Origin of the sequence: Marinobacter sp. (genome assembly GCF_048266785.1) — a bacterium.
Classification (GTDB): Bacteria; Pseudomonadota; Gammaproteobacteria; order Pseudomonadales; family Oleiphilaceae; genus Marinobacter.
In genome coordinates this window covers 1-15,619 of sequence record NZ_JBLWYX010000020.1, presented here as the reverse complement: position 1 = coordinate 15,619, position 15,619 = coordinate 1, and the positions used below count along the sequence as shown (strand labels likewise).

Here is a 15,619-nt window from a genome sequence, read left to right as displayed (position 1 = left end):
AACCAGTCTGCGGTGTCGGGCAAAGTATTCCGGCACCGGTCGTCGGAGATTCGGAAATCCGCGCCGACGGTTGAAATTGGGGCTAGTCTAGCGTTTTGTGAGCGTTTGCGGGAAGGGCTGAATGGCAAAACAGGAAAATAGTGACGATCAGGAGTACAAGGCGCGCTCGGTGGCGCTGAGGCTGCTTGCCCGCCGCGAACACAGTCGCCAGGAACTGACGCTGAAATTACGACAACGCAAGCTTGATGGCCCGGTTATCTCAAGGGTCCTGGATGATTATGAGCGCGAGGGCTGGCTGGATGATAATCGCTTTGCGGATGTTTATTCACGTCAGCGGATTGATCTCGGCTACGGCCCCCTGAGAGTGCTGGCGGAACTCCAGCAGCGCGGTATTCATCAGTCTCCGGGCTGCCTTGAAGAGCTTGCCGATGCAGACTGGATTCGCAATGCGATTTTGTTGAGGGAGAAGCGTTTCGGCTTGTCGGACCTGAGAGACGATTGGGATGAGACGGTGCGTCAAGCCCGCTTCCTTACTCGTCGTGGATTCTCTGCAAGCCAGGTGGAACGGGCGCTAGAGGTCAGTGAGCCAGACGATTCTCGCATGTAAGCGTCAAAGTGTTGGCGGTATCATTCCCAGCTCAGGGGGCAGGCCGGCTCGCATGTCAGCCCCGTCTTCTGACAACTGGCCAGTAGAGCTGCCTTCAGAGCCCTGCTCCAAGTCGACAAATGACGAGTCTGTAGTAGCGATTTCTTCAGTCGGCTTCATCATCCGGGCGAGCACATCATAGTAACGGCGGATATTCTGCACATAGAGGACAGGCTCGTGGCCACGGGCATAACCGAAGCGGGTCTTCTTGTACCATTCCTTCTGCGCCAGCAAAGGCAAAAATTCCTTAACATCCATCCAGCGGTCAGGGTTTTTGCCAGCACCTTCAGTTAACCTGCGGGCATCTTCCAGGTGCCCGTAGCCTACGTTGTAAGAGGCCAAAGCAAACCAGGTTCGATCCGGCTCAGCGATGCGTTCGGGAATTCTTTCGTGGACCATGCGGAAATACTTGGCCCCGCCCTGAATGCTTTCTTCAGCGTCCAGTCTGTTATTGATACCGATGTAGTTCGCGGTGTTGCGCGTCAGCATCATCAGTCCCCGGACACCGGTTGGCGAGACCGCATTGGGGCGCCAGTGTGACTCCTGGTAGCCAATGGCGGCGAGCAGACGCCAGTCCATACTGAATATCGACGCATTGTCCCTGAACAGGGTTTCGTAGTTGGGCAAACGGTTTTCCACGTGGTGCATGAACGTACGGGCGCCCACATAGTTCAGGTGGTCCAGGTGGCCGTAAAAGCGTTCAGCGAGCTGCGCGATGGTGCCGTCAGCCTGCAATTTCTCGATAAATGCTTTTGCTGCGGTAATCAGTGAGTCGTCCTGATTTGCCGGGAACAGCCATGCCAGCTCCTTGGCATCGCCAAGGGCAAAGCCTTGTTTTACCTGAGGGAAAAATACGTGGTTAAGCTCAAGTTCATTGGAGGAGACGATCGCGTAAGAAAGCTCGCCGGTCTCGACGCGAGCAAGAACACCGGCGGCATCCAGGCCGGGATGAACCTGCCAATGGATATCAGGAGCTGTGTCTGTAAGGGCCTGTAGCTGATACTCATGATTGCTGTCAGAGACCAGATGCAGGGTCTGGCCGGCAAGATCCCCAAGAGTCTCTGGGCGTTCCACGTCGCGATTGTAGACAACGATGGACTGGGCTTTGATGCCGGTCGGAAGCGTTTTGTACTGGTTTTCGAACAAGGGTTGCGCAGAGAGGCCAGCCAGGCCGATATGGGCAAAGTCTTTGGATAGTACGGAAAGCACTTCCGTGTTGTCCTCGGCAACCCGGAGCCGGAGTTTAACGCCAAGTTCTTCAGCAAAGAGCTTGGCCAGCTCGTAGTCATAACCGGTTGGCCCGTTGCGCCCTTCGTAATATATGGATGGTGCAACCCGGGTAATAACGTGCAACACACCCTCGTTCCGGATTTCCTGCAGCGTGCTTGGCTGACTGCACCCGGAGAGGGTCAGCAGGGCGAAGGTGCAAGCGATGAGATATTTATAGGCCGTCGCTGCATAGCGTGCAGTCAGGATTCTGGGCAAGTCCCTGTTCTCCGTTACCGCTGGATCATCGGGATGCACGCAAACTTGCTGGCGGCATCCGGTGTCTTTTCGGGCGTGGTCTCCATGTCCACATCCTAATAATCCCTGCTGCTGGAAGAGGGGTCAATAAAGTTGATCAAGAACTATGCAAAACAATGTTAATTGTACGTCAAGGGAATAACGTTTCCACGCTGTATCCCGGCACTGCTTTCAAGTATCATGTGCGCCTTCTCAGAATGCACCCGGACTTCCCCGTTTCGCGCGATACAGGTTGATATCATGCTTGAACTTCGCGGCGCACCCGCGCTTTCACCCTTCCGCTCTCATAAATTGTTTGCCAAAATTCAGGCCATTGTGCCGGAGATTGAGCATGTTTATGCCGAATTCATGCACTTTGTGGATCTGGAGGGCGCACTCTCTGATTCCGAGCAGGCCATTCTTGATCAGCTCCTGACCTACGGGCCCAGCGTACCGGGTGAAGAGCCGGATGGCGTGCTGTTTCTCGTTGTGCCACGCCCAGGAACCCTGTCTCCCTGGTCCAGCAAGGCAACCGATATTGCACGTAACTGCGGTTTGCGCCAGATTCAGCGCATCGAGCGCGGCACGGCTTTTTATATCAAGGCGAGCAAGAAGCTTGGTCTGGATCAGCGCGAAAAGGTTGCCGCGCTGTTGCATGACCGAATGACTCAGAAAGTCTTCCACGAAATGGGCGGTGCGCAATTGCTGTTCAGTCATGACGAGCCGCGCCCTCTTGATCGAGTTTCGGTTCTGGTTGGTGGCCGAAAGGCGTTGGTAGATGCAAACAATCGCTTGGGTCTTGCGCTGGCAGATGACGAGATTGATTACCTGGTGAAATCGTTTATCGGCCTTGAGCGCGATCCGACCGACGTTGAGTTGATGATGTTTGCTCAGGCAAACTCCGAGCACTGCCGCCACAAGATATTCAACGCATCCTGGGACATTGATGGTGAGGGGCAGGAGAAGTCGCTGTTCGCCATGATCCGGAACACTTTCGAGATGAACAGCGAAGGTGTGTTGTCTGCCTACAAGGATAACGCCTCGGTTATTCGCGGTAGCCGCGGCGGGCGTTTTTTTCCGGATTCTGTAACCGGCGTTTACGGTTATAATCAGGAAGACATCCACATTCTTATGAAGGTGGAGACTCACAACCACCCGACCGCGATTGCGCCCGCCGCAGGCGCCGCAACGGGGTCTGGCGGTGAAATTCGTGATGAAGGCGCAACCGGCCGTGGCTCCAAGCCGAAGGCGGGTCTTTCAGGCTTTACGGTCTCCAACCTCAACCTGCCAGACGACCCCCAGCCCTGGGAAATCAATTACGGTAAGCCCGACCGGATCGCTTCCGCTCTGGACATCATGATTGAGGGGCCGATTGGCGGCGCAGCATTCAATAATGAGTTTGGCCGCCCGAATATAGCGGGCTACTTCCGGACATTTGAAGAGCAGGTTGCCGGCCCGGCAGGTAACGAAGTGCGGGGCTATCACAAGCCCATCATGATCGCCGGCGGTCTTGGTAATATCCGCGCAGAACATGTGGAAAAAGGCGATATACCGGTAGGGGCCAAACTTATCGTACTGGGCGGGCCCTCCATGCTAATCGGCCTTGGAGGCAGCGCCGCATCTTCCATGGATTCTGGCGCCAGTAATGAGAATCTTGATTTCGCCTCCGTGCAGCGTGATAACCCTGAGATGGAGCGCCGCTGTCAGGAAGTGATCGACAGCTGCTGGCAGATGGGCGAGAAGAATCCCATGTGCTTCATCCACGACGTTGGCGCTGGCGGCCTTTCCAACGCCATGCCGGAACTGGTTAAGGATGGTGGCCGTGGCGGAAAGTTCGAGTTGCGGGATGTTCCCAGCGACGAACCAGGCATGTCGCCACTTGAAATCTGGTGCAATGAGTCCCAGGAGCGCTACGTTATGGCGGTCGCTCCTGAAAACCTGGAGCTTTTTGATGCGCTGTGTCGCCGGGAACGCTGCCCTTATGCAGTGATTGGTGAGGCAACCGAAGCCCATCATCTCGAGCTGAGCGATTCCTATTTTAACGACAAACCCGTCGATCTGCCGATGGATGTGCTCTTTGGCAAACCGCCTCGCATGCATCGGAGTGTTAACCGGACATCGTTTACCAAGCCGGTATTTGATTCTACGAAAGTTGACCTGAATGACGCGATTCGCAGAGTGTTGCGGCTTCCTTCAGTAGGTTCGAAGAGTTTCCTGATAACCATCGGTGATCGTACGATTACCGGGCTTGTCGCCCGTGACCAGATGGTTGGCCCCTGGCAGGTGCCGGTCAGCGATGTTGCGGTTACTGCAAGTTCCTTTGATGTGCTGGCCGGGGAAGCCATGGCTATGGGTGAGCGCACGCCGATTGCGACCATTGATGCGCCCGCATCTGGCCGAATGGCTGTGGGTGAGGCCATTACCAACATGGCTGCTGCTGCTATTGGCAAGCTCTCTGATATTCGCCTGTCGGCAAACTGGATGTCGGCAGCCGGCCACCCGGGTGAGGACGAAAACCTCTACGAAACAGTGCGTGCCGTTGGGATGGAGCTGTGCCCGGAACTCGGAATTACCATACCCGTGGGCAAGGACTCCATGTCCATGAAGACCATGTGGGAGGAGGATAACGGCGAGCAGAAGAGCGTTACGGCGCCGCTGTCGTTGATTGTCAGCGGCTTTGCGCCGGTTATCGACGTTTCCCGCACCTTGACTCCACAGTTGATAAAGGATGCGGGCGAAACCGACCTGATTCTGGTTGACCTGGCCGCAGGGCAGAATCGCCTGGGCGGGTCAGCTCTGGCTCAGGTGTATAGTCAGGTTGGCGCTGTGGCTCCGGATCTTGACGATCCTGAGGACATCAAAGCGTTTTTCGCTGTCATTCAGGGGCTGAACACCGACGACAAGATCCTCGCCTATCATGACCGTTCGGATGGCGGCTTGTATGTGACTCTCGCAGAGATGTGTTTTGCCGGTCGCACCGGTGCGGACATCAAGCTGGATGGTCTGGCGGACGAATCCAGTCAGTTTGCCCGGGAGCTGTTCAATGAGGAGCTGGGTGCGGTTATCCAGGTACGCAGAGAAGATACCAATTTTGTGCTTCAGCAGTTTTCAGCGGCCGGGCTGGGCGACACTATCAGCGTCATCGGCACCCTGAACGATAACGATCACCTGCGCCTGACCTTTGAGGGTGAAACGGTTGTGGATGACGCTCGAACTGAACTGCAGCGCCTGTGGTCCGAGACCAGCTATCGTATCCAGTCTCTGAGGGATAATGCTGACTGTGCCCTCGAGGAGTTTGACAATCTGCTGGACGCGGACGATCCGGGGCTGCATGTAAAGCTGTCTTACGATGTAAATGGAGACATTGCAGCATCGTATATTAATAAGGGTGCGCGCCCGAAAGTTGCGGTTCTCCGTGAGCAGGGTGTCAACGGGCAGGTTGAAATGGCCGCCGCATTTGACCGGGCTGGCTTTGAATCTTTCGACGTGCACATGAGCGACCTGCTTTCCGGGCGGGTGAACCTTGAGGCGTTCAATAGTCTTGTGGCTTGTGGCGGCTTCTCATATGGAGACGTGTTGGGTGCCGGTGAAGGCTGGGCCAAGTCCATACTCTTCAACGACCGTGTTCGTGACCAGTTTGCAGCGTTTTTTAACCGTCAGGACACTCTTGCACTTGGTGTGTGCAATGGTTGCCAGATGTTTTCAAGTTTGCACGAGTTGATTCCGGGTAGTGAAGGGTGGCCGCGCTTTGTCCGCAACCAGTCCGAGCAATTTGAAGCGAGGCTGGCTATGGTTGAAGTGATGCCGTCGCCGTCTGCTTTCCTGGAAGGCATGGCCGGGTCGCGTATGCCTATAGCCGTTGCTCATGGCGAAGGCAGGGTGGAGTTTTCAGGGAGCGCGTCTGCTGCGGATCTGGGAGAAAGCGAGCGAATAGCACTTCGCTTCGTGGATAACAGAGGTCAGGCAACGGTTCGTTACCCCTATAACCCTAACGGCTCTGAGAATGGCATTGCAGGTGCCACCACCCGCGATGGTCGCATCACCATTATGATGCCGCATCCAGAGCGGGTATTCCGCTCTGTTCAGCACTCGTGGCGTCCGAAGGATTGGCAGGAAGATGGTTCCTGGATGCGCATGTTCAGAAATGCGAGACGCTGGTTCGGTTAACCGAATTCTGGTTGAAAACCGGCTTTGGAGGGCCCCGACAGGGTGCCATTCAAGAGTCGGTTTTTTTGTGGGTGCGGCCCGGAGTTTTTTATGTTTTTCAAGTGAAAAACATTGTTATATTTCAGAAATAGCCCTTGACTCAATATCTTTATGCACATTTCTGGCGGTTCCCTGTGCGTTCTCTGAACAATGCAGGTGATACAGGTTCATTTTTTGATCATTGGGTTTAAGGTATTGAAAATTAAGAATAAAATATATCGGGTGAATTTGTCGCCAATTTAACGTGAGGGCAGTAAATACGGGGTTTGGAGAGGGGTTCCCTAAAACTTTCCCCAGACTTATCCACAGAATCTGTGGGTAAGTACCTAAGCTACTAATCTGTACAAAAAATATCCGGTTCGGAGAGGATCTGCATGTACAAAATATGCTATTTCGTGCCAGAAACGCACCTGGAGAAAACCAAACAAGCACTCTTCGATATTGGTGCCGGGTGCATTGGTGATTATGATTCTTGTGCGTGGCAATGTCGTGGGCAGGGACAGTTCAGGCCGCGGGAGGGGAGTAGCCCTTTTCTGGGAGAAAAAGGTAGGCTGGAAATTGTGAGTGAGTTCAAGGTTGAGCTCGTTTGTAAGGATGATCTGATCAGGCAGGCGGTTAAAGCACTCAAGCAGGCCCATCCTTATGAAGAGCCTGCCTACGAGATTTATCGAATGGAGATGTTATAGATCGTCCTTGGCTCGGGTGGCGGCCATAGGGTGCCGGATGTCACTTACATGAACGCCGAAGGACTCTTTTTTCAGATCCTCGAGAAAAAACTCCAGAGTTTTGCGCACGGTGGGGAAAGAGATGTCATCCCACGGGATGTCATCCAGCGCAAACAGGCGGCTTTCAAGAGACTCTTCGCCCGCACCAAACGTTCCGTCTTTAAGCGTCGCCCGATAGAACATGTGTACCTGGTTTATGTGGGGGACGTCGATAATGGAATAGAGCCCTTCAATATTTACTTCGGCCAAGGCCTCCTCCAGAGTTTCTCGCTCAGCAGCCTCGACAGTGGTTTCGGCGTTCTCCATATATCCGGCGGGAAGAGTCCAGTACCCGTATCGCGGCTCAATTGCTCGGCGGCAAAGCAGAATCTGCCCTTCCCATACAGGGACTGTGCCCGCAACGATGCGCGGGTTCTGATAGTGTATTGTGCCGCAATCTACGCACACATAGCGGTGGCGATTGTCGCCCTCGGGGATACGCTGTTTAACCTGATGGCCGCATGTGCTGCAGTACTTCATGTTTTTCCCCGTATACTTGAATTGGTCGTACGTTCAGTTTAATGATCCTTGCTGTCGCTGTCTCATTCAACACCGGATTTACTCAGGAGTTCCGATTTGCGTGATTTACTTGTTCATCGTTTAACTGACTATGCGCCCCGGAAGCTCGATCTGGATTATCCCGAGGCTGGTATCCTTGTGCCGGTTACGGATGATCCTGGTAATCCCGAGATGATATTTACGTTGCGCTCGGCAAATCTGAGCACCCATCGCGGGCAGGTTGCCTACCCGGGCGGGAAGCGCGACCCTGGGGATGTATCGCTGGTTGCGACTGCCTTACGGGAGACGCATGAAGAAATCGGCCTGCCGCCTGATCAGGTAGAGATCATCGCGCCGCTTGGCCAGGTGATGTCACGTTACGGGATCCTCGTATCTCCCTATGTTGGCGTTGTGCCCGAGGGGCATCCGTTGGATCCGAACCCGAACGAGATCGAAAGTGTATTTCGTGTGCCGCTGTCCTTCTTTCTGGAAGACCGGCGCGAGCGCACAGATGCGTTGCACTTTCAGAACCATACCTTTTACGTGCCTTGCTATCGCTGGGAACGCTATCAGATCTGGGGGCTGTCTGCGGTGGTTCTGGTCGATTTTTTGAATGCTGTGTACGATACCGGCATCGATTTGCTGGAATCCCCCAAGTGAGTCTCACCTGACTCCTCTGATTTTTATCCCTTTCTGATTTTTCCTGCTGTCGGGCACGCTCATCCTGGCCGGCACTGCATCCTTACTTAACATCATTTCCTCGTCCCCTAGTGCTTTTATACAGGTCGGGACCGCATAGTCATGTGCTCAAAAAATAACCGGTAATTAGACTTAGGTCTAATATGGTTAAAGGGTAAACAGGTATTACATGGTGAATACTGTATGCAAACGGTAGTCAGGGAGATGTGTCGTGGAGTTTGAGCAATGAAAAAAATCCAAACCGAGAAGAATCTGCCGGAGCTGATATACGACTCTGTGGTCAATGCCATCGTGGAAGGGTTGCTCAAACCGGGTGAACGAGTGACCCAGGAAAGCCTGGCCGAGCGACTGGATGTCTCACGGTTGCCGGTAAGCCAGGCCATGCAGCGCCTTCGGGATGATGGATTTCTTTCCAGTGTGGGGCGTCGGGGCCTGATGGTGTCAGTGCTTGATGAGAATTTTGTGGCGCAGCTGTACGAATTCCGGTGCGGGATTGATTTGATCAGTGCCGGGCTCGCGGCCCAGCGGGTAGATGCAGCGTCGCGGAAGCGTGGAGAGGACATTATTGATGAAGGATACGCAGCCGGGAAGGCTCATGACCTTCCTGCACTTATTGATGCGGATATGCGCTTCCACGGCTTTATTTACGAACTGGCAGGAAACACCTTCATTCTGGATTCAATGGAAGCTCACTGGAACCACGTAAGGCGGGTTATGGGTGACATCCTCATCGTTGAAAAAAACCAGAAACAGATATGGGAAGAGCACGCGGCAATACTTGATGCGGTATTGACCCGCGATGTGCGGACTGCTGAAACGCTTGCAAGGCAGCATGTGGAGACGGCATCAAGATGGCTTCAGCAAGAAATTCAAGGCTGCCGTGAACCCCTGAAAAAAAATGGTAACGCGATTCTTTAATCCAAGGAAAATACGATGCAAAACAAAGACAAAAACGCAAATGTGATTCGAGTAATGTTGGCCAAAATCGGTCTGGATGGCCATGATCGAGGCATAAAAGTTGTCGCGCGTGCGCTCAGGGATGCCGGTATGGATGTGGTCTATACCGGTTTGCATCGCACGCCGGAGGAAGTCGTGGACGCCGCTATCCAGGAAGATGTGGATATCCTTGGTATCAGCCTGCTCTCGGGCGCACACATGCACATTTTTCCCAAGGTACTGGAGCTCCTGAAAGCCAGAGAAGCGGACGACATGATTATTGCGGGTGGCGGTGTCATCCCGGACGACGATGTCGAAGAGCTTTACCAGATGGGCGTTCACAAGATTCTTCTCCAGGACACGCCTCCTCAGGAAATCATTGATTCGTTCCGGCAATTAGTCGCAGACCGTGGTGCCCGATAAATACAGTACGTTGGCGGCCGGGCGCTTATGACAGGTTTCCTCAGATGACAACCAATAACAATATCAGGAGTCTCCGATGGAAGATTGGAATTTCCCTCCAAGTTACAATAACGACTACTTTCCTGACTCGAACAGCGCTTACTGGTTTCGGGATCGCGAAACGATGGATCCTGACAAGCGCGACGAACTGATTGTTGCGCGTATTCGGGACGTAATGACGTATGCCTACGATCACTCTCCGTTTTACCAGCGTAAATGGGACGCAGCCGGTATAAAGGCAAACGACGTCCGCACCCTTGCCGACTTCGAACAGGTTCCTGTCGTTACCAAACAAGAACTGCGTGACTCCCAGGCGAAGCATCCACCATTCGGGGACTATCTCTGTTGCCCTGATAGCGACATCCATCATATCCACGGTACCTCTGGCACAACCGGTCGACCGACCGCCTTTGGCATCTCCCGGCGTGACTGGGAAACCATTGCGAACAATCATGCCCGGATTATGTGGGGTATGGGCCTGCGTCCAGGGGATACCGTGTTTGTAGCTGCCATCCTGAGTCTGTACATGGGATCCTGGGGTGCTTTGATCGGCGCTGAGCGGTTGGGCTGCAAAGCCTTCCCATTTGGCGCCGGTGCCCCGGGGATGACGGCGCGCGCGGTCACCTGGCTGGCAATGATGAAGCCCGCTGGCCTCTACTCCACACCTTCCTATGCGCTGCGGCTGGCAGAAGTAGCCCGTGAGGAAGGGATTGATCCCAGGGTTTTCTGTATCAAGGTGCTTTTCTTCTCCGGTGAGCCTGGCGGCTCTATTCCATCCATCCGGGACAAGATTCAGGATATCTACGGTGCGAAGGTGGTTGATTGCGGAACCATGGCTGAACTTACGCCATGGATGCACGCCGCCGGCAGTGCCGACACCGAAGGCATGCTTCTGTGGCAGGACATTGTCTACACCGAAGTGGCGGACCAGAATACCCATCGTCGTGTCCCCTTTGGTGAGCAAGGCACACCGATCTATACCCACCTCGAACGTACCTCTCAGCCGATGATTCGCATGGTTTCCGGCGACCTGACCTATTGGGTGATGGAAGACAACCCGTGTGGCCGAACCTATCCGAGGTTACCAAAAGGTATCTATGGCCGGATCGACGACATGTTCCAGATCCGTGGTGAAAACGTGTATCCCAGTGCCATCGCAGAAATTCTGGAAGGTCTTGCCGGTTATGGCGGCGAGCACCGGATCATCGTTTCGCGCGGTGGTTCAATGGACGAATTGGCTGTGCAGGCAGAGTTTGACCAGGAAACCGCGAATAGGGGTCCGGATGCAGTAAGGGCGTTGTCAGAACGAGTAGAGGCTGAGTTCAGTCGCGTGTTGGGCGTCCGGGCAAGGGTTGTGATGGTCGAGCCGGACACCTTTCCGCGTACCGACTTTAAAGCTCAGCGGGTGGTTGACGACCGGGATCTTTACCAGAGCCTTAACCAGAAGCGAGGAGGTTAAATGATTAATCGCATATCCTCGATGAAGCTGGCCGAACGGGTGCGAGAAGGGCATGTCCGTGCCATCGCCAGGCTTATTACGCGGGTTGAAAGTGGCGATCCTGAAGTACGCCAGGCCATGGCTGAACTCTACAAAAGTACCGGGCGCGCCCATGTTGTGGGCATTACCGGTGTTCCGGGGGCAGGGAAGTCGACCCTCGTTACACAGTTGGTGCTCGAATACCGGGCCAGTGGCCGCACTGTCGGTGTCGTTGCCATTGACCCCTCAAGTCCTTTTTCCGGTGGTGCGATCCTTGGGGATCGCATTCGCATGGGAGAGCTGGTTTCCGATCCGGGTGTTTTCATCCGCAGTATGGCGACCCGGGGAACTCTGGGAGGCCTGGCCAGACCGGCCCTGGATGCAGTTGACCTCCTGGATGCAGGCGGGTTCGACGTTGTACTGATCGAGACAGTCGGAGTGGGTCAGGACGAAGTTGATATTGTGCGTGCGGCTCACACCACCGTTGTAGTCAATGCACCGGGCTTGGGCGACGACATTCAGGCCATTAAGGCTGGGGTGCTGGAGATTGCCGATATCCATGTGGTGAGCAAAGCCGACCGGCCGGATTCCAATAAAACCATCCAGGAGCTTAAGGCCATGTTGATGATGAGTCTTGAGCCCGGCGAGAGAGTCTGGCGAGTGCCGGTGGTGCCTACCAGTTCTGAAAAACACACCGGTTTCGGCGAGTTGATGGCCGCGATCGATCTCCACGCCGAACGCCTTGAACGAAGTGGCGAAATCACCGAAAGGCGTCGCCAGATTGCGTTAACCCGAGTGGTGAAAGTTGCCGAGGAAATCGTCCGGGATAATTTTGCACGTGATAGCAGGTCGCAAACCGAAGAGCTGCTCAAAAAGGTTACTCAACGCCAACTGGATCCCCATGGAGCCGCAGTGACCCTGTTAAAAGCCATGAAGGAGACGATTCATGAATCACACTGACCAGTATGCCCCCGCTGCACTCAAGCACATTGAAAAAGAGTTCGACGAGTGGGAAAAGAATGAAGTGTCGTCTTTCATCAAGCGCGCTCCAGAGAGCAAATCAGAGTACACCACCGCTTCCGGGATGCCGACGAAACGCACTTACACACCCCTGGATGTTAAAGAGACGTCTTTCGAGGATATTGGCTTCCCCGGGCAGTACCCGTTCACCCGTGGGCCATACCCCACCATGTACCGGGGCAAGAACTGGACCATGCGCCAGATAGCCGGTTTTGGTACGGCGACGGAAACCAACGGGCGGTTCAAGTATCTCATAGCCCAGGGCCAAACCGGGCTTTCGATTGACTTCGATATGCCTACCCTTATGGGGTATGACTCCAGCCACTCCATGAGTCAGGGCGAAGTGGGCCGTGAAGGTGTTGCCATCGACACTCTGGCTGATATGGAGGAGTTGTTCGACGGAATCGATCTGACGAAAATTTCAGTATCCATGACGATCAATCCGTCAGCATGGATACTCTACGCGATGTACATCGCCCTGGCGCAGAAGCGCGGTTACGACCTGAATGACCTTTCTGGCACTATCCAGAACGACATTCTCAAGGAGTACATTGCCCAGAAGGAGTGGATATATCCGGTGCGACCGTCTGTTCGCCTGGTCCGCGACTGTATCCAGTACGGATCCGAGAACATGAAGCGGTATAACGCCATCAATATTTCCGGATACCATATATCGGAAGCTGGCTCGACAGCTGTCCAGGAAGTGGCCTACACCATGGCCACTACCATGGTGTACGTCCAGACTGCTATCGACGCAGGGGTGGATGTTAATGAGTTTGGGCCCCGCCTCTCGTTCTTCTTCGTGAGCCAGGCAGACTTCTTTGAAGAAATTGCCAAGTTCCGTGCGGCCAGGCGGATATACGCCAAAATTATGCGCGAAAAGTTTGGAGCCACGAACCCCGAGGCCAGTCGGCTTCGCTTCCACGCACAAACTGCGGCAGCGACCCTGACCAAGCCACAATATACGATCAACCCGATTCGCACCGCGCTCCAAGCGCTTTCTGCCGTATTGGGCGGAGCGCAGTCGCTACATACCAACGGCATGGACGAGGCTTTTGCCATTCCTACTGAGGAGGCGATGCGGATTGCCCTGCGCACGCAGCAAATCATCGCCTACGAGACCAATGTTACTCAGGTGGTGGATCCACTGGGCGGTTCCTATTTTGTCGAAAGCCTCACCGACGAGATTGAGAAGGAAGTGTGGAAAATTCTTGATGAGGTCGAACAACTTGGTGGCACTCTGCAGTGTATCGACGACGGCTATTTCCAGAGAGGCATATCCGATTCCGCTTATGATTTCGCGTTACGCAAGGCCAGCGGAGAAAGACCGGTTTTAGGCGTGAATATGTTCGTTCAGAAGGAGGAGGACGTTAAAATTGAAATCCATCCCCACGATCCTGAAACAGAGCGCCGGCAGATTGATCGCCTGAACAAGGTCAGGAATAATCGCGATGAGGAAAAGGTTCAGGCCATGCTCAAGCAGTTGAAAGAACAGGCCGAAGACGAATCAGTAAACCTCATGCCGATCACCATTGAGTTGGTGAAGGAAGGGGCGTCGATGGGTGATATTGTTGAAACCCTCAAAGGTATTTGGGGAACCTATCGCGAAAAGCCTGTTATTTAATAGGTACTTACGGAGTGAAGCGGGTAACGGGGCAGTTGCTGACCTAACCTGGATTAGAAGGAGAGCCCAGGAAAGGTTAAAGTAATGACTTTTCTGGGCACATGGTGGTAACCGCAGATGCAGTCAGTTGAGGTAGCGGGATGAATGTCGCTGATAAGGTGCGCTCGCCCTGTGTGAGCATTTGTGCTTTAGATGAAAATGACCTGTGTATTGGTTGTCAACGCAGCGGAGATGAAATCACGCGGTGGTCTCAGATGAGCAACGAGGAGCGCCGTGAAGTGCTGCGAAAAGTTGCAGAGCGGGAGAGCAAGGTTGCGAACTGATGTCTCTCGCTGCAACTCAGGGACTCACAAATTTTACACAGGGCTTGCAAAATCATGACTGACACAGTTCGGATAGGTACTCCGCTGAAAGAAAACGCCTTCAGGGTTCTTTTTTGCGGTGCGGGGGAGTTAGCCAAAGAAGTCGTTATCGAGCTTCAACGTTTCGGCGTGGAGATTATCGCGGTTGACCGTTATGCCAATGCACCGGCCATGCAGGTTGCTCATAGAAGTCACGTTGTCGATATGCTGGATGGACAGGCCCTTCGCCGCATTATCGAATTGGAAAAACCTGACCTGATTGTGCCTGAGATAGAAGCCATTGATACTCCCGAGCTCGTGAACCTGGAACAAGAAGGCTATCAGGTTATTCCCACTGCCCGGGCTGCCAACCTGACAATGAATCGAGAGGGTATTCGTCGCCTCGCAGCTGAAGAGCTTGGTCTTGTCACCTCGCCGTACCGGTTTGTAACATCGAGAGAGGAATACCTTGCTGCGGTGGACGCAGTTGGTCTGCCATTGGTGGTAAAACCGGTCATGAGTTCATCGGGAAAGGGGCAGAGCACTGTAAAGACTCCAGCCGATATTGAAGCGGCCTGGGAGTACGCGCAGACGGGTGGGCGTGCTGGTAAGGGTAGGGTGATTGTAGAGGGCTTTGTAGACTTTGATTACGAAATAACCCTGCTTACTGTAAGGCACCGGGGCGGCATCACCTTCTGCGCGCCGATTGGTCACCGCCAGGAAGACGGGGATTACCGTGAATCCTGGCAGCCGCAGCCAATGAGTGATAAAGCTCTGGCTCGCTCGAAAGAGGTTGCAGAGGCTGTTGTTGAAAACCTTAGTGGTTACGGCGTATATGGTGTTGAGTTGTTTGTTCGGGGTGACCAGGTGTGGTTCTCCGAGGTGTCGCCCCGTCCTCACGATACGGGTCTTGTAACCCTGGTTTCGCAAGACTTATCGGAGTTTGCTCTGCATGCCCGAGCAATACTTGGGTTGCCAATACCGGCTATACGTCCGCAGGGGCCCTCGGCGTCTGCGGTGATACTCCCCCAGGGATCTTCGGAGGCCGTTGCCTACTCGGGCCTGGAGATTGCTCTGTCAGAGCCTGACACCCAGGTCCGATTGTTCGGGAAGCCGGAGTTGAATGGGCGTCGCAGAATGGGCGTTGCACTTGCCAATGCACCATCAGTTGCACAGGCCAGGGAAAAAGCCACCAAGGCGGCTGCGGCGATCAAAATCGATCTATAACGTTAAATTGTCGGAATTCCGGAAAAATCACCAACGAAGCGTTGACAGTCTGAACAGGCTCTGTAGAATACGCATCTCCTTCGAGGGACACACCGCTGAGGCGGGGTGATCTGGGAAGGGCAACTGTTTGAAAGTATTGAAGAAAACGAGTTTGAAGTTTCTTTAATTAAACGGTTGACAAGGCGGCGAGACGATGTAGAATACGCCACCTTGATT

The 15,619-nt window shown here is 54.1% G+C and carries 13 protein-coding genes; 11 read left to right on the top strand and 2 right to left on the bottom strand.

All coding sequences use genetic code 11. The features are described from left to right. Positions 1–121: 121 nt before the first annotated feature. Positions 122–607 (top strand): regulatory protein RecX, encoded by a 486-nt coding sequence (locus ACN0V1_RS18975; RefSeq protein ID WP_417546502.1) that lies wholly within the window; start codon positions 122–124, stop codon positions 605–607. 3 nt (positions 608–610) lie between these two features. Here ACN0V1_RS18975 and mltF read toward each other — a convergent pair whose 3' ends face one another. Then, on the bottom strand, positions 611–2,080 hold the full coding sequence (mltF, locus tag ACN0V1_RS18970; protein ID WP_417546526.1) for a membrane-bound lytic murein transglycosylase MltF: 1,470 nt from the start codon (positions 2,078–2,080) through the stop codon (positions 611–613). A gap of 330 nt (positions 2,081–2,410) precedes the next feature. Here mltF and purL point away from each other — a divergent pair, with 330 nt between their 5' ends. Continuing rightward, positions 2,411–6,316 (top strand): phosphoribosylformylglycinamidine synthase, encoded by a 3,906-nt coding sequence (gene purL, locus ACN0V1_RS18965; protein ID WP_417546501.1) that lies wholly within the window; start codon positions 2,411–2,413, stop codon positions 6,314–6,316. 413 nt (positions 6,317–6,729) lie between these two features. Further along, entirely contained in the window at positions 6,730–7,041 is a 312-nt protein-coding gene (locus ACN0V1_RS18960; RefSeq protein ID WP_417546500.1) for an NGG1p interacting factor NIF3, read from the top strand. On the opposite strand, the gene ACN0V1_RS18955 is transcribed toward ACN0V1_RS18960, so the two are convergent. Beyond that, positions 7,036–7,599: an NUDIX hydrolase gene (locus tag ACN0V1_RS18955; RefSeq protein WP_417546499.1), complete on the bottom strand. Its 564-nt coding sequence runs from the start codon at positions 7,597–7,599 to the stop codon at positions 7,036–7,038. The genes ACN0V1_RS18960 and ACN0V1_RS18955 overlap by 6 nt on opposite strands. A 96-nt stretch (positions 7,600–7,695) precedes the next feature. On the opposite strand from ACN0V1_RS18955, the gene ACN0V1_RS18950 reads away from it, so the two are divergent. The 8 genes from ACN0V1_RS18950 (at position 7,696) to purT (ending at position 15,403) form a co-directional block, all read left to right on the top strand. After that, positions 7,696–8,277, top strand: coding sequence for an NUDIX hydrolase (locus tag ACN0V1_RS18950; protein ID WP_417546498.1), 582 nt, complete (start codon positions 7,696–7,698; stop codon positions 8,275–8,277). A gap of 264 nt (positions 8,278–8,541) precedes the next feature. Beyond that, the gene (locus tag ACN0V1_RS18945; protein WP_417546497.1) at positions 8,542–9,234 is read left to right on the top strand and encodes a GntR family transcriptional regulator; all 693 of its coding nucleotides are present in this window, start codon (positions 8,542–8,544) and stop codon (positions 9,232–9,234) included. 15 nt (positions 9,235–9,249) lie between these two features. After that, positions 9,250–9,675 carry a cobalamin B12-binding domain-containing protein gene (locus tag ACN0V1_RS18940; RefSeq protein WP_339782366.1) on the top strand — a complete coding sequence of 142 codons (426 nt, stop codon included), beginning with the start codon at positions 9,250–9,252 and terminating at the stop codon, positions 9,673–9,675. Positions 9,676–9,751: 76 nt separating this feature from the next. After that, entirely contained in the window at positions 9,752–11,173 is a 1,422-nt protein-coding gene (locus ACN0V1_RS18935; RefSeq protein WP_417546496.1) for a phenylacetate--CoA ligase family protein, read from the top strand. After that, the gene (gene meaB, locus ACN0V1_RS18930) at positions 11,174–12,151 is read left to right on the top strand and encodes a methylmalonyl Co-A mutase-associated GTPase MeaB (RefSeq protein WP_417546495.1); all 978 of its coding nucleotides are present in this window, start codon (positions 11,174–11,176) and stop codon (positions 12,149–12,151) included. It abuts the gene before it with no gap. Continuing rightward, complete coding sequence (locus tag ACN0V1_RS18925) at positions 12,138–13,835, top strand: methylmalonyl-CoA mutase family protein (protein ID WP_417546494.1); 1,698 nt, start codon at positions 12,138–12,140, stop codon at positions 13,833–13,835. Before meaB ends, ACN0V1_RS18925 begins: the two co-directional genes overlap by 14 nt. Positions 13,836–13,975: 140 nt before the next feature. After that, a complete protein-coding gene (locus ACN0V1_RS18920; RefSeq protein WP_417546493.1) occupies positions 13,976–14,158 on the top strand; it encodes a DUF1289 domain-containing protein in 183 nt (60 codons plus the stop codon). Positions 14,159–14,212: 54 nt separating this feature from the next. After that, on the top strand, positions 14,213–15,403 hold the full coding sequence (purT, locus tag ACN0V1_RS18915; RefSeq protein WP_417546492.1) for a formate-dependent phosphoribosylglycinamide formyltransferase: 1,191 nt from the start codon (positions 14,213–14,215) through the stop codon (positions 15,401–15,403). Positions 15,404–15,619: the final 216 nt, after the last annotated feature.